Genomic DNA, 21,518 nt, shown 5'->3' on the forward strand with positions numbered 1-21,518 from the left:
TAAAAAATATTGTATTACTTGTGTTAAAATTTAAAAAAAGGAAAAAATATGAAAGAAATTTTAATAACAAACGATGATGGCTATGAAAGCGAAGGCTTAAAAAAGCTTATTAAAATGCTAAGAAAGCATTTTAAAGCTAAAATTACCATAGTAGCTCCTGCTAGTGAAAAATCAGCATGCTCGCACTCCATAACACTAACCAAACCTTTAAGATTTCACAAGGTTGGCAAAAGATTTTATAAACTTGATGATGGCACGCCTGCAGATTGTGTTTATCTTGCTTTGCATGCTTTATATAAAAAGCGTTTGCCTGATCTTGTCATAAGTGGGATTAACAAAGGTGCTAATGTAGGCGAGGATATAACCTACTCAGGAACTTGCGCAGGTGCTATGGAAGCTGTGCTTCATGGAATTCCTGCCATTGCTTTATCACAATTTTACAAAGATAATCAAAAAGAGCTTGATTATAAACTTGCTTTAAAACTTACTAAAAAAATAGTCAAAAATATCTTTGAAAAGGGCTTTCCTTTAGATAAAAAAGAATTTTTAAATATCAACTTTCCTTCTAGCAAAACAGCCTTTCAAGGCTTAAAAATTTGCAAAGCAGGTAAAAGAATTTATAGTTATGAAGCACATTCAAATACAAATCCAAGAGGCGTAGAATACTACTGGCTAGCTGCTGCTAATCTTGATCATGAAAATGAAAAAGACTCAGACATAGCACTTTTAAAACAAGGCTATGCCACAATAACCCCTATAATGCTTGATCTAACAGCTTATAAACAAATGAAAAATCTCAAAAAATGGATGAAAAATGGATAGATACACGCGCATAAAATGGCTTGTTAATGAAGAAAATTTTATTAAATTTCAAAATACCAAAGTTTTAGTTTGCGGACTTGGTGGAGTTGGTGGAATTTGCGTTGATGCGCTTTTTAGAAGTGGCTTTAGCAATCTAACATTAATTGATGCGGATAAATTTGAAACTACTAATCAAAACCGCCAACTTCATAGCGAAAATATAGGCGTAGAAAAAGCTAAGGTTTTTGAACGCATTTACAATGCCAAAGGTGTAGTTAGTAAAATCGATGATGAGTTTTTAAAAAGTTTTGATCTAAGCGAGTTTGATTTAATCATTGATGCGATTGATGATATACCTGCTAAGGTTGCTTTGGCTAATTTGGTTGATTTGAAAAAGCAAATTTTTATCTCATCAACCGGTGGAGCTAGAAAGCTTGATCCAACGCGTATTAAAACGACAAGCATATTTAAAACACACGGCGATGCTTTAGCTAAAAAATTCCGTTATGAGCTTAGAAAATCAGGATTTAAAGGGGATTTTGATGTGGTATTTTCAGATGAAGAAGCTCATTGTAAAGATCTTGGCTCATTTATGGGTGTGACAGCCTCTTTTGGACTTGCTTTAGCTTCTTTGGCTTTAAGGAAAGTGCTTGATAAGAAATCTTGATATAAAAGACTTAACTTCTTGTATCAAGCTTTTTAAGCAAAGCGTTTCCACTCTTTGTAAAAATGATTACACAAAAGAACAAATTCATGCATGGATTAATATAGACCAAAAAGCTTGGGAAGAAAAATTTCAAAATCAACTAGGCTTTGTTTATGAAGAAAAAAGTCAAATCATATCTTTTATAAGTATAAATTTAGAAGAAAAAACTCTCGATCTTTGCTTTACTCATGGAAACTATGCTCATCAAGGTTATGGCAAAGCTTTATTAGAATTTGCTCTTAAAAACTACCCTTATAGTGAAATTTATACTTTTGCTAGTCTTAGCGCTAAAAATTTCTTTTTAAGAGCAGGATTTAAAATCATCAAAGAAAACATTGCTATAAGAGATCAACAAGAATTAAAAAATTTTTTAATGAAAAAGGAAATAAATTGAAAAAAATACTTTTGCTTTTTAGCCTTTTTTGTTCTTTTGTTTTGGCAAATGAAAATTTAGAAAATCTTTTTAAAGATTACAATGAAAGTGGAGTTTTTATAGCTTATGATGGCAAGGATTATTATAGTAATGATTTTACAAAAGCAAACAAACGCATTTTACCTGCCTCTACTTTTAAAATTTTCAATGCCCTAATCGCACTGAATGAAAGCGTTGTGAAAAATACTAATGAGATTTTTTATCATTACAAAGGCGAAAAAGTATTTTTACCCTCTTGGAAAAACGATGCAAACTTAGCCCTAGCTATGCATAGATCCCAAGTTCCTGCTTATAAAGAACTAGCTAGAAAAATAAGCTTGGAAAAAATGCAAAAAAACCTAAATAAACTCAACTATGGCAACCAAAAAATAAGTACAATCGATGAATTTTGGCTTGATGATTCTTTGCAAATTAGTCCTAAAGAACAATCTACTTTACTTTTTAAACTTGCAAATTTAGCACTAGATTATCCTAAAAATATACAAAAAGAAATTATAAATATAATAAAACTTAGTGAAAATAGCCATTATGAGCTTTTTGCAAAAACAGGCTGGGGTAAAGAAAAATACGGACAAATCGTAGGTTTTATAAAAGATAAAAAAACTCATCAAATTTATGCTTTTGCTTTATGTATGGATATAAGTGATTTTAACAAGCTTTATCTAAGAGAAGAATTAGCAAAAAAATATCTATCAAATTTAATAAACTTGACACATAAAAAATAAAGGATGATAAGTCAAGGTATTTTGAAATTCTTTTTCATAGTTTTTTAAAAATGCCTTGCTTATGAAAAATTTTTCACTCAAAGCATTTACCCCGCTTAATTTCAAATGCCTAAAAAGCCCTAAAGTATCATCAAATTTTAGCTCTTTTAACTCTTCTTTTGCCTTTATGATCTTAAAATTTTTAGAAAGCTTTTGTGCCATTTGCTCTAAAGTTAAATATTCAAGTGATAAATTGGTGCTTTGCTTTATTTGAGTGAAATTTTTTTTTCCAAAAGTAGAAAAAAGCAAAATCCCATTTTTATTTAACATATTTGCAAGATTTTCTAAAAGCTCATCTATCTTGAGCCACTGCATACAAGCATTTGAAGCTATAAGATCAAATTTTTTCGTATAAAAATGATGATTTTTAAGTTCATTCATATCAAAAACGCCAAATTCATCAAACTTGCAAGGACTTTCAAAAGGATAAATATCATTTAAAAAATAATGCTTAAATTTAATACACTCTTGCAAAGCCTTACTAAAATCCCCTACCCCACAGCCAAACTCAAACACCGCTTCAAAATCTCTAAAATCACTCTCACTAAGCATTTTGCAAAGTTCTTTAGCCATGTCTTTTTGCACAGGTGTATTTGCGCTATAAGTGTCTTTTGCTCTTATGAAAGTTTGCAAAGCTCTTCCCAAGTGTGGTATTTAAAAAATGCAAAATGTGGCTCATCAATAAACATTGCCTTTTCTTTGAAAAAATTAAAAGCATGCTTTGGTGGAAAGATTTTATCCTCTTTGCTAATTATGGCTTTATCCCAAGTGAAATTTTCATTTAAGTTTTTAGTACAAAACTCATACAAGCTTAAAAGTTCTGCTTTTAAATGCTCGTTTTTTTCAAAATAAAATCCATCGCTCAAGCTCATTCTTTTTTCAAGCAAATTTGCTTTAAAATCCTCTAAAGCAAACCTTTTCATCGTAAGTTTAAAAATGGCTTTTTTAATCCCAAATTCATCATTTATGGGTAAATTTGTGCCATTTATGGCTATTTTTTTATCAAATTTTATATCTTTTAAAAGTTTACTCGCTACACAAACTCCCATAGAAAAGCCAACAAGAGTGATTTTTTCAAATTTATTAAGATCAAATTCCCAACCAAAACTCGTATAATCATACACCATTAAAACATTTACATCACTTTTTAAATGCGTAAAATGGCTAAAATGTGAGCAAAACCCTGAAAAAAATAAAATCAACTCAGATGAATTTGCATTTTCATGTAAGAAATGAGTTTTCAAAGTACCTCCAAAACCTTTTCTAAATCTTTTTTCACTAGCCCAGCATGCAAAGAAAAGCGAATTCTAGCTGTATTTTTAGCTACGGTTGGCTCTTTAATAGCAGGTGCAAAAATACCATTTTCTAAAAGCTTTTGAGAAATTTCACTAGCTAGCGCATTTTGCCCTAAAATAAAAGATATCACATAAGCCTCGCCTAAAACCGCACCTTTACTTGCCAAAGCATTTTTAAACCAAGTGCTTAATTCTAAAAGCTTTTTTCTTTGAGCGCTAAATTCATGCAAATGCTTAAAAACATGCAAAGTCCAAACTACATTAATAGGTGCAATAGCAGTTGAGTATATAAAGGCCCTTGCTTTGTTGATAAAAAAATCTTTTTCATCACTTATCATGCAAGCTCCCATAGAAGCTATGGCCTTACCAAAGGTAAAAACTAAAAAATCCACTTCCTTTTCTAAGCCCAAAAATTTCACATAACCCAAACCATCATCACTAAAACACCCTATGCTATGAGCTTCATCGATGTAAATTTTGATATTTTTAAACTCTTTTTTTAAATTTATGAATTCTTTTATAGGCGCAAAATCCCCATCCATACTAAACAAAGCTTCACTTATGATGATGATATTTTCAAATTCTTTATAATGCTTTTGCACTAAACTTTGCAAATGTTTTATATCATTGTGCTTAAATCTTATAAATTTAGCCCCGCCAAGCCGTAAACCATCGATGATACTTGCATGCACTTGTTTATCTGCTAAAAATAAAGTATTTTTAATACTTGCTAAAGCTTGCAAACAGCTTACATTTAAGGCATAGCCATTGTTAAAATGTAAGATTTTTTTGCCTAATTTAGCTTCTAAAAAGCTTTCAAATTCATCAAAAATCGCATAATTTCCACTCAAGCTTCTTGAACTTGAACTAGAAAATTCAAATTCTTTTAAATGTGTTAAAAAATCTTGCTTTAATGCTTTTTCATTGCTTAAATTTAGATAATCATTACTCGCTAAATTTAGCAATTTTTGCCCATTGTAAATGACATATTTTCCCTCATGTTTTAATGAGCGTAGAATTCTAAAATTATCTTGTTGTTTTAACTCATCTAAAATTTGTGCAATTTGCATATTTGAACCTAAAATTGTTCTTTAAAATTTGCATAAAGCATACACCCATCTTCATTTTTTAAGTCACAAGCTTTGCCAAAATACTCTAAAGCTTTGGAAATATCTTTTTTAACACCATTTCCAAACCCATACATAAATCCAAGGCGAATACAGCCTAATCCATCATTTAAATCGCAAGCTTTTTGATATAATTTGACTGCTTTAAAATTATCTATTCTTACACCTTTTCCACCTACATACATAGCGCCAAGATTGGTACAGCCTAAGCCGAAATTTAAGTCACATGCCTTTTGATACAATTCTACTGCCTTAAAATTATCCTTTTTTACACCTTGTCCATTTTGATACATAAAACCAAGATTAGAACAACCCGAGCCTTCATTTAAATTACATGATTTTTGATACAATTCTACCGCTTTGAAATTATCTTTTCTAATACTTTCTCCATTTTTATACATAAAACCAAGATTAACACACCCCTTGCCAACATTTAAATCACAGGCTTTTTTATAAAACTCCACTGCTTTAAAATTGTCTTTTTTTAAAAGCATTTCATCATACATAAAACCAAGATTATAACAACCAAAACCATTATTTAAATCACAGGCTTGCTTGTAATACTTCATAGCATTTATATAATCACCACTCTCATAGGCTTTAATTCCTTTTTCGAGTATATCCTCTTGTGAGTATGCAAAATTTGAAAATAAAATCGTTAAGATAATCAAAACTTTTTTCATACTTTACCTCTAAATTTAAGATAAAAGCTAATTATATAAATATTTTCTAAATATCATTTTTATTTTGAAAACATGAAATTGATTAAAAATTGTAGTATCATTAGTAATAAAAATCAAAGAAGTAAAAATGAATTTAAAAGAACTAGACTTAAAATACATTTGGCACCCTTGCACGCAAATGAGCGATCATGAGTTTTTACCTTTAATACCTATAAAAAAAGCTAAGGGAGTATATTTGTATGATTTTGATGAAAAATCCTACATAGACTGCATTAGCTCTTGGTGGGTAAATATCTTTGGCCATTGTAATGAATATATCAATGAAAAAATCAAAGATCAACTTCAAAATTTAGAACATGTCTTGCTTGCAGGCTTTTCACATGAGCCTATCATAAAGCTTTCACAAAGACTTTGTGAGCTTTTGCCTTTTGATAAATGCTTTTTTGCAGACAATGGTAGTTCGGCCATAGAAGTGGCTTTAAAAATGAGTTTTCAATACCACTTAAACAATGGCTCTAAAAAGGATAAATTCTTATCGCTTAGCAATTCTTACCATGGAGAAACCTTAGGTGCATTAAGCGTTGGCGATGTAGCACTTTATAAAAAAACCTATGAGCCTTTACTTTTAAAAAGTATCACAACACCTGTGCCAACAAGCAAAGACTATACAAAAGAACTTGAAATTTTAGAAAGCATTTTAAAAAATCATCATCATGAAATTTGTGCTTTTATACTTGAGCCTTTACTTCAATGTGCGGGCAATATGCACATGTATGAGCTTGGGTATTTAAATGAAGCGGTTAAACTCGCTAAAAGTTATGACGTGCAAGTGATATTTGATGAAATAGCCACAGGTTTTGGACGCACAGGGGAAATGTTTGCACTTGATTATTGCTCACAAAGCATTGATTATATATGTCTTTCTAAAGCTATCACAGGTGGGTATTTACCACTTTCAGTGGTGCTTACTAAAGATGAAATTTATGAGAAATTTTATGATAGTTATGAGAGCCAAAAGGCCTTTTTGCACTCTCACTCCTACACGGGTAATGCCCTAGCTTGCGCAGCGGCTAATGCGACTTTGGATATTTTTGAAAAAGAAAATATCATCACAAAAAATAAAATCAAAAGTGCTTTTATAAAAACACAATGGGAAAGTTTAAAAGAATTTGACTTTTTAGGAAATTTTAGAAATTTAGGTATGGTAAGCGCATTTGATATACAAAAAAGCAAATACCAAAGAGCAGGACTTGAAGTCTTTCAAAGAGCCTTAGAAAAAGGCTTACTTTTAAGACCACTTGGAAATACAATTTACTTCATGCCACCATATGTTATAAATGAAGATGAGATTACTTATGTAGTGCAGTCTTTAAGAGAAATTTTCAAGGATTTTTAAAAGCTTTTCACACACTTTATCATCAAATTCTATGATAGGAATTTTAGCGTATTTGCTTATAAAATCCTTGCTAAAATTATCTTGGGTTTTTAAGATTAAAGCAAGGATTTTAATATCTCTTTGTTTTAGTGCTTCTATACTTAAAAGCGTGTGATTGATACTTCCTAGATAGTCTTTTGCCACTAAAATCGTAGGGTACTTAAACGCACTCATATAATCAATCATTGTTTTTTCATCATCAAGTGGCGAAAAAAGCCCACCAGCTAGTTCGATGATGAGTTTGTCACTTTGTGGAATTTGTATATCAAAAGCTTTATAGCTTAAATTTTCTAAAATCCTGCCTTTATGCGGGGAAGCAGGGGTTTTTAAAAACACGCCTTCTTTGAAAATCTTAGTTTTTGGACTAAACTCAGCTACTACCTCACTATCTTTTGGCGTGCCTGCTTGGATAAGCTTAAAATAATCAAAACCCAATTCCTTACAAAGTCTAGCACTTAGATAAGTTTTACCAACATCTGTGTCTATACCACTAATGTATATTTTCATTTTAAGCCTATGAAAGTATTTTTAAACCCACAGTGCAAGCAATAATAAGGGCAATTAAAAAAAGCTTTAAAAAGCTTTTACTTTCTTTATAAAAAAGCACTCCGATGATAACCCCACCTGCGGTTCCAGCTCCTGTCCATATAGAATAAGCCACGCTCATAGCAATGCTTTGCATACTAAGACTTAAAAACCCAAACGAAAAACCAAAACACACTATTAAAGCTAAAAGATAAAGCTTATTTTTAGTGCTTACAAGTTGTTTCATGATAATCACACCAAAAATTTCAAAAGCAGTCGCTAAAAATAAAAAAAACCATTCCATTATTTAGCTTCCTTGCTAATGATTTTAAGGCCTATGATACTTAAAAGCAAAATGGCTATTAAAGCAAGCTTAGCAATGGAAGTTGGTTCATTAAAGATAAACATCTCATTAAGCACCACTCCAACCGTACCAATACCTACAAAAACACTATAAGCAATGCTTACTTCAAGTCTTTCGCAAGCTTTTAAAAAACATGTAAAAGATATGCTTACACCAATAGCTGTTAAAGCATAATGCCAAATTTCAGTTGAGTATTTTAAACCGCTCACCCAAAAACACTCAACCAAACCACCTAAAATAACCATAAACCAACCAAAATTAGAGCTTATTTTTGTTCTTTCTATCATAATTTACCTTTTTCAAAAGCGCAAATTATAACTAAATTTACAAAACAATAAGCTCTATAAAGTTAAATTTTCTTACTTTCTACCTCTTTTAATATAGATTGAGAGATGTTTCCTACGGCTTTGGTAGCTTCATTTGTAAAATTAGCGATTTCCACATTTTCCTTTGTAACATCTTCTAAATTAACTATAGCATCATTAATCTGGGTAATACTTTGAGTTTGCTCTTGCATTGATATAGAAACATCATTAACACTTTGAACTAAAATATTAACATTAGCTTCTATCTCTCCTAAGCTTTTTTCTGTTTTTTCAGCTAGATGACGCACCTCATCAGCTACCACTGCAAATCCACGTCCATGCTCACCCGCACGAGCTGCTTCAATAGCTGCATTTAAAGCTAGTAAATTGGTTTGATCTGCTATATCTTTGATTACATTCACAATTTCTTTGATATTTTCAGCTTGTGTTACCACTTCTTTTGTTTTATCTCCCACATTTTGCATAGAAATATTGATCTGATCTACCGCGTGTATTGATTTTTCAAGTGATTGAGATTGAGAGTGTGTCCCATCTACTAATTTTTGCATAGATTCTTCTAGTTTTACACTTTGCAAAGTTAGTTCTTTTGCAAAAGTAGAGGATGAAATAAGCATTTTTTTAATTTCATCACCTAAAACATTTGTTGTAATTTCTACATTACCTTTTGCATTTTGAACCTGAGTAGAAAAATCTAATGCCTTATAACTTTCAAGCACTCTATCAAGTTCATTGATATTAGAACCTATTTTTTCTTCTAAAACTTTTAGCATACCATTTAAAATATTTTTCAATTCTATAAGTTGAGGATTAATAGGATTTTTATCTAATCTCACTGATAAATTTCCAAGTTCAATTTCTTTAACTTTTTGCACACTCTCAGAAACTGCTTCTTGGTCTTTATGTAAATTATTTTGAATGCTTACAATACTTTCGCTAATCTCACGAGCAATAATTGCAAATTCATCATTTCCTTTAAGATCTATTTTTATTAAATCCATTTTCTTTTTATAGTTTAAGCTATCAAAAAAACTTTCTAAAGTATTTTTGATCACTATAATTTTTTTAAGAAAATAATCTATCATACCGCCCAATATAGCTATAATTATCAATACAAATATTACTCCAAAGATAATTTGAGTTATCAAGAGCTTATCAAAAACCTCATCGTAATCTTTTAAAGAATTCGCAGAACACAACATCATTTCATTTGCGGTATTTATACATACTGCTACACGCTGATCACCTTTTAAAGTATACTCGATCAAATTTGTCGGCTCATTTGGGGTTAAACTTGCAACACTAATAAACATTTTTATCGCATTTGCTATTTCAGTCTCTTTGTTTAAATCAATATACCCAGAAGAATGAGCAATTAAGTTTCCATTACTATTAATTAAAAACACACTGTTGCTTGGAGTTATTTTTAACTCCTCAAAAGCTTTTCGCATATCATCAAGAAAAATTTCACCTGCTAAAACACCTATGAATTTGCCATCTATTTCTATAGGGGCTGTTATAGATACAACCATTTTTTTGGTTACTACATCTTCAAAAGGATCTGAAATATTAATTCTTCTAGTATCCTTTGTGAGTTTATACCAAGATCTTACTCTAGCATCAAAACCATCTTTTTCTTGATTTAAAATAAAATGCTTACCTTTAGAATTAATATCAACATCAATCAAGCTACCATCTTTTTCATATCCTACATAAATAGCTGTAAAAGAATGTAAAGAAAAAATGTATTCTAAAAATTGAGCCACATACTCTTTATCTGTATTTTTACTAGCTACAATACTTTTAGATATTCTCTCAATACTTTCTTTTCTTGAATTAAAATAAAGCTCAGCAAAACTTTTTCCGTTTTTAACACTTTCTTGCTTGCCATGAGTAATACTTTGTAAAATATCTCTTTTAGAAGAATGATAATTTATCCCTACAAAAATTCCAAAGCCTATAAATAAAATTAAGGCCGTAAGCATAGATATTCTTCTTGCAATAATAGTTTTAAACATTAACAAACCTCCAATTTTTGTCATAAATATAAAAACATTGTAATATAAATATTAAAAATTTCTTAGCATTTATTAATAAATTAATTTAAAAAATAAAAATTTGTTTTAAATTTGCACATTTACTAATATAAATTAATTTTTATTTAATTATTGTTTAATATAATAAATAATTTAAAAAAAGGAGAAATTATGAAATTCTTAGCAGGCAGTAAAAAAGCTTTGCTTGTATTAGCAAGTTTAACTCTTTTGTCAAACACAAGCATACTAGCAAAAAGTTTTGAACCAGTTATTGTAATTCATGGTGGGACAAGTGGCTTAGGACTTACTAAAGAAGAATTTGCCAAAAGAGAAAAAGTAATGAAAGAGTCTTTAAAAGCAGGTCAAAGCATACTTGAAAAAGGTGGAAGTTCAGTTGATGCAGTAATAGCTGCTATTAAAGTAATGGAAGATAGTCCTGAATTTAATGCTGGAAAAGGTGCTGTTTTTACCTCTGATGGCTATAATGAACTTGATGCATCTTTAATGGATGGAAAAAATTTAAAAGCGGGTGCAATTGCTATGGCAAGGACAATAAAAAATCCTATAGAAGCAGCAAAACTTGTTATGGAAAAAACACCTCATACTTTAATAGCTGGCGAGGGTGCTGACAAACTAGCTAAAAATCATGGACTAGAAATAGTGGGACAAAAATATTTCTTTACTGAACATAGATACAAACAACTTCAAGAAGCCAAAAAAAGCAAGGAAGTATTGCTAGATAGCGATAAAGCAAAAGCTCATCTTGGTGTGAGTACTGAGCCATATTTAGGTACAGTAGGTGCGATAGCTTTAGATAAAAATGGAAATTTAGCAGCAGGTACAAGTACAGGTGGTACTACAAATAAAATGACAGGTCGTATTGGAGATTCTCCTATTATAGGAGCAGGAAACTATGCAAATAATGACTCAGTAGCAGTATCTTGTACTGGAACAGGCGATATTTATATAAGAGTGGCTGCAGCACATGAAGTAGCATCTTTATATGAATACAAAAAACTTCCTATTCAAAAAGCCGCAGAAGAAACTATTAAGCAAGTTGCAGAACTTGGTGGAACAGGTGGAATTATCTCTATAGATAAAAATGGTAAAGTTGGCTATGCTTGGACTAAAGATAAACTAGGAATGTACCATGGAGAAGCAAGAATAGGAGAAGAGCCAAAAATATTTTGGCCACTTGAGAAATAACTAGCGTAATTTAGTTTTTCTAACACCTCGGAGTTTAAAAATCTTCGAGGATCCACTTTCGAAAAATTTTTTGTCTACTATTTTATCTGCATTTTGTATAGCCCAATTTAGATCAAATTTTTTTCCATGAAGATTTGCAGAAGTAGAATAAAGCCAATCAAACTCTTTTAAAAAATTCTCATGAGCACAATCTTTCACAACGCGTATTGCTTTAGAATTAGGATATAAAAAAGTAGTTTTTTTGGATTTTCTAATAGTATTTTTAAAATGATTTGGTACTCTTGTAAGTTTTTTAAGCTCGCTAAATTTAGCTGTGGTAATCAAACAATCTTGACTTAAAGGCCTTTTTTTTAAAGTATTAAGGGCTTTTAAGTCCTTGCTTAAAAGCCCTGCTGTTGTATCAGTTTGAGCAAGATAAATCATGCTTTTAAGTATTCTTGTAAGCTCTTTACTTCAAGGCATGATTTATTTTGTATAGCTTTAATCGCTTTAGCACCTGCATACGCTGCTCTTAAGTTTGTAAAATACGGAGTTTTAAAGCGTAAAATATTTGCTCTAATTTTTTTAGTATCGCCTTTAAAGCTATGCTCATCACTTGTATTAATAGCCAGTTGAATTTGAGAATTTTTTAATTTATCCTCTACATTTGGGCGTCCTTCAGAAATTTTATGCACAAACTCGCATTCCAAACCTGCTTCTTGTAAAATTTTATAAGTACCACTTGTAGCAATGATTTTAAATCCTAACTTAATGTATTCACTAGCTAAATCTACCGCGTATTTTTTATCTTGCTCTCTTAGTGATAAAAATACATTGCCACTTTCTGGTAAGAAATTTGAAGAAGCAAGTTGGCTTTTTGCATAAGAGTTTTCAAAGTCTTTACTTACCCCCATAACTTCGCCTGTTGAGCGCATTTCAGGTCCAAGCTCAAGGTCACTTCCACTAAGTTTAGCAAAAGGAAATACTACTGATTTTACGCTAATGTGTTTTGGTTTTTTAGCTCTTAAAATTCCATTTTTTTCCTCTACCACTTTAAAGGTATCATAAAATTTCAAGCTTTCTCTTAAATTTCCTTGCCACATCACGCGTGTTGCAACCTTAGCTAAAGGAATTCCTGTAGCTTTACTCACAAAAGGCACAGTTCTACTAGCTCTTGGATTGACTTCTATCATATAAAGTTTATTATCATGAATAGCAAATTGTATATTTAAAAGCCCTACTACACCTAAATTTAAAGCAATATCTTTTGTTTTTTGCTCAATCATTTCAAGCATAACTTCATCAATATTTACAGCAGGTAAAGAACAAGCACTATCTCCTGAGTGAATTCCTGCTTCTTCAATATGCTCCATAATACCTGCTACATAAACTTCTTTTCCATCACTTATCGCATCTATATCAAGCTCAGTTGCGTTGTCTAAGAATTGATCGATTAATACCGGAGATTTATCACTCACATCTACCGCTTCTTGCATATAAAGTCTAAGCTCACTTTCATTATGCACCACACGCATTGCACGACCACCTAAAACATAGCTTGGTCTAACAAGTACAGGATAACCTATCTCATTTGCTTTTATGATTGCTTCTTCTACACTTATGGCTGTGCCATTTTTAGGTTGATTTATGCCTAAATCTTCAATAAATTTAGCAAATTTCTTTCGATCTTCAGCTAAATCTATCACCCTTGCGCTTGTTCCTATGATCTTTGCCCCAAAAGCGCTAAGGCGTTTTGCGAATTTAAGCGGAGTTTGACCACCAAAATGCACTATCACTCCATCTGGTCTTTCTCTATCAATAACCGCTCTTAAATGCTCAAAATCAATCGGCTCAAAGTATAAAATATCACTTGTATCATAATCTGTTGAAACCGTTTCTGGATTACAATTATACATTATAGTTTTTACACCCATATCTTTTAGAGCAAAAGAAGCATGCACACAAGCATAATCAAACTCAATACCTTGTCCTATGCGGTTTGGTCCACCACCTATAATCATTACTTTTTTATCTTTTTTATCTTTATTTTCTTTTACTTGCGTAGCTTCATTTGCATTGATACTTGAGTATAAATACGGGGTTAGTGCTTCAAATTCGCCTGCACAAGTATCTACTTCGCTATATTGAGCGATGATTTTGTGCTTAATTCTTGTATAATAAATATCATTTTGACTTAACTCAAGATTATCTTTTTGATTAATCAAGCTAGCGATTTTCTTATCTGAAAAACCTAAGGTTTTAGCTTTTCTTAATAGTTGCTTGTTACTTAAGATATCCATATCTATTTGGTTTTCAAATTCCACTATTTCTTTGATTTGGTTTAAAAACCAAGGATCTATTTTGCAAAGCTCAAAAAGCTCTTGCGTGCTAAAACCTTCTCTAAAAGCTTGTGCTATATAAAGCAAGCGTTTTTCATTAGCTTGACGAATTTTTGCCAAAAGCTCATTTTTATCACATTCTATAGCATCAAAGCCACTTAAATTTCTCTCAAGCGAGCAAAGTGCTTTTTGAATGCTTTCTTTAAAAGTTCTCCCTATAGCCATAACCTCGCCCACACTTTTCATAGCAGTACCTAGCTCTGTACTTGCATTTGGAAATTTTTCAAAAGTAAAACGAGGAATTTTAGTTACGATATAATCAATTACCGGTTCAAATGAAGCAGGAGTTCCTGTAATATCATTTTTAATCTCATCTAAACTAAATCCAACCGCTAAAAGTGTAGCTACCTTAGCTATAGGATAACCCGTTGCTTTACTAGCTAAGGCTGAAGATCTTGAAACTCTAGGATTCATTTCAATAACTATCATTCTACCATTAGTTGGATTGATAGCAAATTGCACATTTGATCCACCTGTATCTACTCCGATTTCTCTTAAAATCGCAAAAGAGGCATTACGCATTGCTTGGTATTCTTTATCAGTAAGCGTTAAAGCAGGGGCTATAGTAATGGAATCACCCGTATGAACCCCCATAGGATCAACATTTTCAATAGAACAAACGATAATACAATTATCATTTTTATCTCTAATGACTTCCATTTCGTATTCTTTCCAACCAAGTAAGCTTTCTTCAATTAAAATTTCATGGATAGGACTTAATGCTAAAGCAGTATTTGCAAGCTCTGCAAACTCATCCATATTATACACCACGCCACTTCCTGCACCACCTAAGGTAAAAGAAGCTCTAATCATCAAAGGAAAACCAATCTCATCAACAGCTTTTAAAGCCTCTTCGTAATTATACGCATACATAGACCTTGGTAGATCCATGCCAATTTTTTTCATACATTCTTTAAAAACTTGCCTATCTTCACCTTTTTTTATCGCTTCAGGATTTGCACCTAAAAATTTTACATCTGCAAGCTCACCACTTTCATAAACTTCCATAGCAACATTTAAAGCAACTTGACCACCCATAGTAGGTAAAATCGCATCGATTTTTTCTTTTTTTATAATACTTAGAATACTTTCTTTGGTAATTGGTTCTATGTAAGTTGCATCAGCAAATTCAGGATCTGTCATAATTGTAGCTGGATTAGAATTGATCAAAACTACTCTATAACCTAGCTCTTTTAAGGTTTTTGCCGCTTGAGTCCCTGAGTAATCAAACTCACAAGCTTGACCTATAACGATAGGCCCACTGCCTATTAATAATATATTTTTGATATCTGTTCTTTTTGGCATATATTTTCCTAAGCTGAATTTTTAGCCAAATTATAACAAATATAAGTTTTTTAGAAGTTGAAATTTTTAAAATAAATAAGTAAAAATTAGTTTTCTACCATGTAAAAATAACTTGGTGCTTTCATTTTAGTATAAGGTTTGACATAAGCATTTTGATAAGCACCCTCTTCTTCTATTTTAAAAATTTCTCCCACTGGAATTCCTGAAAAGAAAATCTCATCTAAGCCACTTGTATAAACCTTATCACCCATTTTAAGTTCAAGCCATTTAGGGATATATTTAACTAAAACATAATCATTTCTTCCATGAGCTATGCCTGGCGCTTGTTCTTTACCTATGTAAACAGAAAAAATACATTCCTCATCACCTTGCAAAAGACCCAAAGCTCTACCATTTTTCTCTATGACTACGCCTGCTGTATAACCATTATAAATTAAACCTTTGATTTTTCCTTTATAATCAACATCAAGCCAAACCTTATGATAATCACTAATTTGCGCATAAGAAGTTGCTTTAACTAAACTCACATTAGGATAATAAAAACTTGAATTTTTATCACTTAAAATGTTATTTAGCTCATTAGCAAAGTTTTTCATGTAGATATTATTTTTTTCAAGCTCAGCATTTCTTTCTCTCAAAGTTCTAATTTCTTCAGCTTGATTAAAATGTTCGTTGAATTTATTTTTTAAAAGATCAATACTTTGAGAAAATTGATTAACAATAGCAATATTTAAGTCTAAAACATTCCGTTTTATTACATCTCCATAATAAAACGAAATAAATACTAAAAAAGATAATATTAAAACGCTAAGAATTTTACTCTTCATTCGTTAGCTGGTGTAATAATGAAATTTCTTCTAAAGCTTTACCTGTACCTTTTGCAACTGCTAAAAGTGGCTCATCAGCTACATACACTGGAAGTTTTACAATTTCAGATAAATACTTATCAAGCCCACGTATTAAAGCTCCACCTCCTGTTAAAACAACACCATTTTCAACAATATCTGCTGCAAGATCAGGTGGCATCATTTCAAGAACGATTTTTAAAGCATCGGCGATTTCTTTTAAATGCTCACGCATAGCCTCTCTTACATCTTCACTTGTTAGTTCAATTCTGTTTAATAACCCTGTTACTTGATCACGCCCTTTAACCACCATAGAAAGTTCTTTTGGAAGTTGAACTGCTGAACCAATAGAGATTTTAATCTCCTCACCTGTTCTTTCGCCTATAACAAGATTATATTTTTCTTTTACATAATTTACTATACTAGTATCAAGCTTATCGCCAGCTGTGCGGATAGATTTTGAAATCACAAGTCCACCTAAAGAAGTAACACCAATTTCAGTTGTACCACCACCAATATCAACTACCAAGCTCCCTTGAGGTTCCCTAATTGGTAAATTTGCACCGATAGCTGCTGCCATAGGCTCTTCTATCAAAAACACCTCTCTAGCGCCTGCACTTAAAGCACTTTCTCTAACCGCTTTTCTTTCAACTTGAGTTAAACCATAAGGTACTGAAATGATAATTCTAGGTCTTAAAAAAGATTTTCTTCTATGAGTTTTTTCTATAAAATAACGGATCATTTTTTCAGTCATATCAAAATCAGCAATCACACCATCTTTCATAGGACGGATTGCTTCGATATTACCCGGGGTTTTTCCTACCATTTCCTTAGCTTCTTTTCCAACAGCTAAAATTTTAACCCTACCATATCTTTCACGCTCTACTGCAACAACCGAAGGTTCATCAATCACTATACCTTTATCTTTTACCAAAACTAAAGTATTTGCAGTACCTAAATCAATCCCCATATCACTTGAAAAAAATCCAATTATTTGATCTAAAATCATTTTCAGCCTTTAACTTTTTTATTTTTTATAAATAAAGGTTTTACACCTTCTTTAATTACCTCTTTGGTAATTACTATACTATATCCATTATACTCTGGCAAATCAAACATCAAATCTACCATCATTTCTTCAATAATACTTCTTAAACCTCTAGCTCCTGTTTTACGCTCTAGCGAAAGCTTAGCAATCTCTCTTAGTGCTTCATCTTCAAATTTTAATTCCACATTATCAATAGCAAAAAGTTTTTGATATTGTTTAATAATGGCATTTTTTGGCTCAGTTAAAATACGCACCATACTTTCTTCATCAAGCTCTTCTAAAGAAGCAAGTACATGCAATCTTCCTATAAGTTCAGGGATAAGCCCAAAATGCACTAAATCATCAGGCTCTAATCTTTGAAGCAAGGCTTCTTTTTCGTCTTTTTTATCATCAGTAAAAAAACCCATGACATTATCGCCTAGTTTTCTTTTAATAATATCACTAATACCATCAAAAGCCCCACCACACACAAATAAAATATTAGTTGTATCTATTTGTATAAAATCTTGATTTGGATGTTTTCTACCACCTTTTGGTGGGATATTTACTAAAGATCCTTCGATGATTTTAAGTAAAGCTTGTTGTACACCTTCACCGCTTACATCTCTTGTAATGGAACGATTTTCACCCATTCTTGCGATTTTATCGATCTCATCGATAAATATAATCCCTTTTTGCGCTCTTTGTACATCTCCATCAGCAGCTTGCAAAAGGCGTGTTAGGATATTTTCAACATCTTCTCCCACATAACCTGCTTCAGTTAAAGAAGTCGCATCGCAAATTGCAATAGGCACATCTAAAAATCTTGCTAAAGTCTGCGCTAGTAAAGTTTTTCCACTTCCTGTTGGACCTACTAATAAAATATTTGATTTTGCCAATTCTGTATCATCATCTTCTAAGTCAGATCTAAAAAGCCTTTTGTAGTGATTATACACTCCTACACTAAAGATTTTTTTAGCTCTATCTTGTCCGATAACATATTTATCTAAATATGCTTTTAATTCTTTAGGGGTTATGTCTTTAAAATTTTCTTTATCAACTTCTTTATTTTTTAGCTCTTTTTCCTCTCCAAAGAAAATATTGCAAGCACTTTCAGCACAATACTCACATATAAAGGCATTATTATAATCATTTACTAAAATTCTTCTTTCACTTGTTTCTATTTCATTGCAAAAACTACATCTTTTAACCATGGTTTTTTTCCTTATATATAGGAATTCCTCTTTTTGTTTCTAAGATAAAATTACACATTTTTTTAACATTTTCACTAGAAGTACTTTTTAATAAATTTAAAGCATTATCTTTTAGATTTCCTTGTCTGAATAAAAATTTAAAAGCCTTGCTTAAAACATCCACTTCTTCTTTATCAAAACGTCTTCTAATGCCTACTAAATTTAAACTTCTAATGCTTGCACGATTTCCCTCAGCCAAGCAAAATGGCACCACATCTTGAGAAAGTGCGCTAGCACCTGCTATCATACACCCCTCGCCTACTTTTACAAATTGATGTATTGGAGTAAGCCCACCTACTACGGTATAATCTCCAAGTTCTACATGACCTGCTAAAGTAGCATTATTTGCTAAGATGATATGATCTCCTAAAGTACAATCATGCGCAATATGAGAATAAGCCATGATAAAAGCATTATCACCTATCCTTGTAAAGCCATCGCCTTTAGCTGTACCTGAGTTAATAGTAACAAATTCTCTAATAACCGCGTTCTTTCCTATAATAACACCTGAGTTTATCTCATCTTTATAAGATATATCTTGCGGGACATCTCCTACTATGGCATAAGAAAACACTTTTGAGTTCTCGCCTATGGTTACATTAGGTAAAATTCTTGCACCTTGTTTGATGATAGTATTTGCGCCTATGTTAGCATTTTTACCAACATAAGCATAAGCTTCTACTACAACATCATCAGCTATAATAGCTCCATCTTCTATAACTGCACTTGGATGAATTTTACTCATCATTTATCTACTATCATAGCTTTAAGTTCAGCTTCTGCGACTAATTGTCCATCTACAAAAGCTTTTCCTTGAAAAATCCACATATTTCCACGATTTTTCACTACACTCATTTCATAATCAAGTCTATCACCAGGACGCACTGGATTTCTAAATTTAGCATTATCAATACCCGTAAAATATACCACCTTAGTGCTTGGGTCTACTTTATCATCCATACTTTCAAATGCTAAAACCCCTCCAGTTTGCGCCATACCTTCTAAAATTAACACACCTGGATAAATTGGATGATCTGGAAAATGCCCCATAAAAACATGATCGCTTATACTAATATTTTTATAACCTCTAACAACTTCTTTGTTTTTTAATTCTACGATTTTATCTACAAGTAAAAATGGATACCTATGTGGTAAAATTTTTTGAATTTGCATTACATCTATCATAAATTTAGCCTTAAAATATATTCAAAATTCAGATTTTACAAAAAAAATATTAATAAATTAATTAAGTTTTATAACTTCACAATCTTTTCTTTGCTATCAAAATAAATTTCACTTTTTGCCATAAATTCATAAGCACCTTTAATAATATTTTCAACAATAATCACCGGTGAAAGATCATAAGTACCAAAATGTTTTTGTCTTATTTTGATTTCTTGCTCTATTTTTAAAGGATTTTGTAAAAAATCTTCGTAATTTTTAAATCGCATTTTACATAAGCTATTGAAATAATCAAAACTCCATAAATTAATCTCATCCTTTGCACTTTTATAATGCTTTAAACCCTCATCTAAAATACTAAATTTAGTGTAAGAATTTTTAAAATGTGAGTAAAATAAAACATGAGTTTTTATAGCTTGCTTGTTTTGTTTTATCAAAGCTCTTAACAAACGATAATTTAAAAATTTCTCTCTTTGAATTTCAAATTTAATGCCTTTTTTTTCTAAACTTTTTACTTGGTTATAAAATTTGATTTTTTCCTCTATACTTGAAGGCAATATTTGTTTATTAATAGGACTCATCAGCTCATCTATAAAGGCTTTTTGGCTTTTTTGTTTAGAAAGTGCATAAATGCATCCACAATAATTTTGATGATAAAGCATATCTTGCTTTGCTAGGGCAAATTGTCTTTGCGTACCTCCATTTTTTCTAAAATCAGGCGCTAAAAACTCTATGCCAAATTTATCACATTCTTTTTGTAATGCCAATTTTAGTTGCTCTAAATCTTTTTTAGGAGATGTTAAAAGAGTTGTTGTAAGTTTTTTTTCTCCTATTTTTTGAGCAAATTCAACACTTTTGTGCATTCTAAAATCAAAACAAATTTGACATCTTGCACCTTTTTCAGGTTCATCTTCATAACCCTTTACACTCTCAAGCCATTTTTCATACTCATATTCACCCTTATAAAGTTTAATACCTAGTTTATCACAACTGCGTTTAACATCTAAAAATCTAAGTTCATGCTCACTATATGGATGAATATTTGGGTCATAAAAATACCCGATGATTTTCTCATCAGGATAGGCTTTGCTTAATTCTTGTATAAAATAATGACTATCCACACTACAACAAATATGAACTAACATAATTCTTTTAATACCTTAAAAGCATGATCTTTTGCTTTTACATTTTTATAAATTTTTGTTATTTTTCCTTCCTCATTAATTACAAAAGTAGATCTTATAAGCCCTTCATACTCTTTTCCATAATTTTTCTTTAAACCCCAAGCACCATAAAGTTTGCAAATTTCTTTTTCACTATCACTTAATAAAGTGTGTTTTAAATCATATTTTTTTATAAAATTTTCATGTGATTTCACACTATCTGGGCTAATACCTATAATCACAGCATTTTGTCCTAAAAAATCTTCATAATTTTGACTAAATTCGCAAGCTTGTGTAGTACAACCTGGGGTATTATCTTTTGGATAAAAATACAAAACAATTTTTTTACCCAAAAAATCACTTAGAGAAATTTTAACTCCATCTTGATTTAAAAGTTCAAAAACCGGAGCTTTATCACCAATTTGTAATTCTTTCATTTTTTACCTTTCAATCTTAATTTTTCTACACTTTCACCACCAAAAGCAATATTATATGGTTCAATATCTTCTAGCATTATGACTATATTTTGCTTTGGCTTATTATATTTTGTATGCAAAAGCTCTGTAATATCTGCTATCAACTCTTCTTTTTGTGCTTTGCTAAATTCTGGTTTAGCAAGTTTGATATTAATAATAGGCATTGTTTTTCCTTGCTTTAAATAAAGAAT

23 protein-coding genes and 2 pseudogenes are annotated in these 21,518 nt (G+C 31.2%); 6 read left to right on the forward strand and 19 right to left on the reverse strand.

The window, feature by feature from the left end; all coding sequences use genetic code 11:
- The first annotated feature begins 48 nt into the window (after positions 1-48).
- Genes surE through blaOXA form a run of 4 tightly spaced genes read left to right on the forward strand, consistent with a single transcriptional unit; the run spans position 49 to position 2,665 of the window.
- Positions 49-822 carry a 5'/3'-nucleotidase SurE gene (gene surE / locus EL235_RS06885; protein WP_039627068.1) on the forward strand — a complete coding sequence of 258 codons (774 nt, stop codon included), beginning with the start codon at positions 49-51 and terminating at the stop codon, positions 820-822.
- Positions 815-1,468 carry a ThiF family adenylyltransferase gene (locus tag EL235_RS06890; RefSeq protein ID WP_126341111.1) on the forward strand — a complete coding sequence of 218 codons (654 nt, stop codon included), beginning with the start codon at positions 815-817 and terminating at the stop codon, positions 1,466-1,468. The genes surE and EL235_RS06890 overlap by 8 nt, the downstream gene beginning before the upstream one ends.
- A complete protein-coding gene (locus EL235_RS06895) occupies positions 1,452-1,901 on the forward strand; it encodes a GNAT family N-acetyltransferase (RefSeq protein ID WP_126341112.1) in 450 nt (149 codons plus the stop codon). The genes EL235_RS06890 and EL235_RS06895 overlap by 17 nt, the downstream gene beginning before the upstream one ends.
- Positions 1,898-2,665, forward strand: coding sequence for an OXA-493 family class D beta-lactamase (blaOXA, locus tag EL235_RS06900; protein WP_126341113.1), 768 nt, complete (start codon positions 1,898-1,900; stop codon positions 2,663-2,665). Before EL235_RS06895 ends, blaOXA begins: the two co-directional genes overlap by 4 nt.
- Here blaOXA and EL235_RS06905 read toward each other — a convergent pair.
- The 4 genes from EL235_RS06905 to EL235_RS06920 are packed head-to-tail and all read right to left on the reverse strand — an operon-like array spanning position 2,639 to position 5,809.
- Positions 2,639-3,337: a methyltransferase domain-containing protein gene (locus EL235_RS06905; protein ID WP_126341114.1), complete on the reverse strand. Its 699-nt coding sequence runs from the start codon at positions 3,335-3,337 to the stop codon at positions 2,639-2,641. The genes blaOXA and EL235_RS06905 overlap by 27 nt on opposite strands.
- On the reverse strand, positions 3,322-3,948 hold the full coding sequence (locus EL235_RS06910; RefSeq protein ID WP_126341115.1) for a pimeloyl-ACP methyl esterase BioG family protein: 627 nt from the start codon (positions 3,946-3,948) through the stop codon (positions 3,322-3,324). The genes EL235_RS06905 and EL235_RS06910 overlap by 16 nt, the downstream gene beginning before the upstream one ends.
- The gene (locus EL235_RS06915) at positions 3,945-5,069 is read right to left on the reverse strand and encodes an aminotransferase class I/II-fold pyridoxal phosphate-dependent enzyme (RefSeq protein WP_126341116.1); all 1,125 of its coding nucleotides are present in this window, start codon (positions 5,067-5,069) and stop codon (positions 3,945-3,947) included. Before EL235_RS06915 ends, EL235_RS06910 begins: the two co-directional genes overlap by 4 nt.
- 8 nt (positions 5,070-5,077) lie before the next feature.
- The gene (locus tag EL235_RS06920; RefSeq protein ID WP_043020206.1) at positions 5,078-5,809 is read right to left on the reverse strand and encodes a TPR repeat protein, Sel1 subfamily; all 732 of its coding nucleotides are present in this window, start codon (positions 5,807-5,809) and stop codon (positions 5,078-5,080) included.
- Between the two features lie 127 nt (positions 5,810-5,936).
- Here EL235_RS06920 and EL235_RS06925 point away from each other — a divergent pair, with 127 nt between their 5' ends.
- A complete protein-coding gene (locus tag EL235_RS06925) occupies positions 5,937-7,205 on the forward strand; it encodes an adenosylmethionine--8-amino-7-oxononanoate transaminase (RefSeq protein WP_126341117.1) in 1,269 nt (422 codons plus the stop codon).
- On the opposite strand, the gene bioD is transcribed toward EL235_RS06925, so the two are convergent.
- From bioD to EL235_RS08145, 5 genes and pseudogenes are all read right to left on the reverse strand, one after another.
- Positions 7,179-7,751, reverse strand: a complete 573-nt coding sequence (gene bioD / locus EL235_RS06930) for a dethiobiotin synthase (protein ID WP_126341118.1) — start codon at positions 7,749-7,751, stop codon at positions 7,179-7,181. The two genes, EL235_RS06925 and bioD, sit on opposite strands and share 27 nt — an antisense overlap.
- Positions 7,752-7,758: 7 nt before the next feature.
- A complete protein-coding gene (locus EL235_RS06935; RefSeq protein WP_039619256.1) occupies positions 7,759-8,073 on the reverse strand; it encodes a DMT family transporter in 315 nt (104 codons plus the stop codon).
- A complete protein-coding gene (locus EL235_RS06940) occupies positions 8,073-8,420 on the reverse strand; it encodes a DMT family transporter (protein ID WP_126341119.1) in 348 nt (115 codons plus the stop codon). The genes EL235_RS06935 and EL235_RS06940 overlap by 1 nt, the downstream gene beginning before the upstream one ends.
- A gap of 62 nt (positions 8,421-8,482) precedes the next feature.
- Positions 8,483-8,881 (reverse strand): annotated as a pseudogene (locus EL235_RS08140) (methyl-accepting chemotaxis protein); the annotation flags it as partial.
- A gap of 819 nt (positions 8,882-9,700) precedes the next feature.
- Positions 9,701-10,498: pseudogene (locus tag EL235_RS08145) on the reverse strand (cache domain-containing protein); the annotation flags it as partial.
- 165 nt (positions 10,499-10,663) lie between these two features.
- Here EL235_RS08145 and EL235_RS06950 point away from each other — a divergent pair.
- On the forward strand, positions 10,664-11,698 hold the full coding sequence (locus tag EL235_RS06950) for an isoaspartyl peptidase/L-asparaginase family protein (protein ID WP_039627090.1): 1,035 nt from the start codon (positions 10,664-10,666) through the stop codon (positions 11,696-11,698).
- Here the strand turns inward: EL235_RS06950 and EL235_RS06955 are convergent, their stop codons facing one another.
- The 10 genes from EL235_RS06955 to EL235_RS07000 form a co-directional block, all read right to left on the reverse strand.
- Positions 11,699-12,121: a Sua5 YciO YrdC YwlC family protein gene (locus EL235_RS06955; RefSeq protein ID WP_126341121.1), complete on the reverse strand. Its 423-nt coding sequence runs from the start codon at positions 12,119-12,121 to the stop codon at positions 11,699-11,701.
- Positions 12,118-15,381 carry a carbamoyl-phosphate synthase large subunit gene (gene carB / locus EL235_RS06960; protein WP_126341122.1) on the reverse strand — a complete coding sequence of 1,088 codons (3,264 nt, stop codon included), beginning with the start codon at positions 15,379-15,381 and terminating at the stop codon, positions 12,118-12,120. The genes EL235_RS06955 and carB overlap by 4 nt, the downstream gene beginning before the upstream one ends.
- Before the next feature lie 86 nt (positions 15,382-15,467).
- The gene (mreC, locus tag EL235_RS06965) at positions 15,468-16,208 is read right to left on the reverse strand and encodes a rod shape-determining protein MreC (RefSeq protein ID WP_126341123.1); all 741 of its coding nucleotides are present in this window, start codon (positions 16,206-16,208) and stop codon (positions 15,468-15,470) included.
- Positions 16,198-17,235, reverse strand: coding sequence for a rod shape-determining protein (locus EL235_RS06970; protein WP_039627100.1), 1,038 nt, complete (start codon positions 17,233-17,235; stop codon positions 16,198-16,200). Before EL235_RS06970 ends, mreC begins: the two co-directional genes overlap by 11 nt.
- Positions 17,236-17,237: 2 nt before the next feature.
- Complete coding sequence (gene clpX, locus EL235_RS06975; protein WP_114640665.1) at positions 17,238-18,467, reverse strand: ATP-dependent Clp protease ATP-binding subunit ClpX; 1,230 nt, start codon at positions 18,465-18,467, stop codon at positions 17,238-17,240.
- A complete protein-coding gene (gene lpxA / locus EL235_RS06980; RefSeq protein ID WP_126341202.1) occupies positions 18,460-19,251 on the reverse strand; it encodes an acyl-ACP--UDP-N-acetylglucosamine O-acyltransferase in 792 nt (263 codons plus the stop codon). The genes clpX and lpxA overlap by 8 nt, the downstream gene beginning before the upstream one ends.
- Positions 19,251-19,691: a 3-hydroxyacyl-ACP dehydratase FabZ gene (fabZ, locus tag EL235_RS06985; RefSeq protein WP_039619275.1), complete on the reverse strand. Its 441-nt coding sequence runs from the start codon at positions 19,689-19,691 to the stop codon at positions 19,251-19,253. Before fabZ ends, lpxA begins: the two co-directional genes overlap by 1 nt.
- 68 nt (positions 19,692-19,759) lie before the next feature.
- Positions 19,760-20,833, reverse strand: coding sequence for an epoxyqueuosine reductase QueH (locus EL235_RS06990; protein ID WP_126341124.1), 1,074 nt, complete (start codon positions 20,831-20,833; stop codon positions 19,760-19,762).
- Positions 20,827-21,288 (reverse strand): thioredoxin-dependent thiol peroxidase, encoded by a 462-nt coding sequence (bcp, locus tag EL235_RS06995; RefSeq protein ID WP_039627106.1) that lies wholly within the window; start codon positions 21,286-21,288, stop codon positions 20,827-20,829. The genes EL235_RS06990 and bcp overlap by 7 nt, the downstream gene beginning before the upstream one ends.
- Positions 21,285-21,491 carry a tautomerase family protein gene (locus EL235_RS07000; protein WP_039619281.1) on the reverse strand — a complete coding sequence of 69 codons (207 nt, stop codon included), beginning with the start codon at positions 21,489-21,491 and terminating at the stop codon, positions 21,285-21,287. Before EL235_RS07000 ends, bcp begins: the two co-directional genes overlap by 4 nt.
- Positions 21,492-21,518 lie beyond the last annotated feature (27 nt).

It is taken from the genome of Campylobacter lari (genome assembly GCF_900638335.1).
GTDB classification, from domain to species: domain Bacteria; phylum Campylobacterota; class Campylobacteria; order Campylobacterales; family Campylobacteraceae; genus Campylobacter_D; species Campylobacter_D lari_E.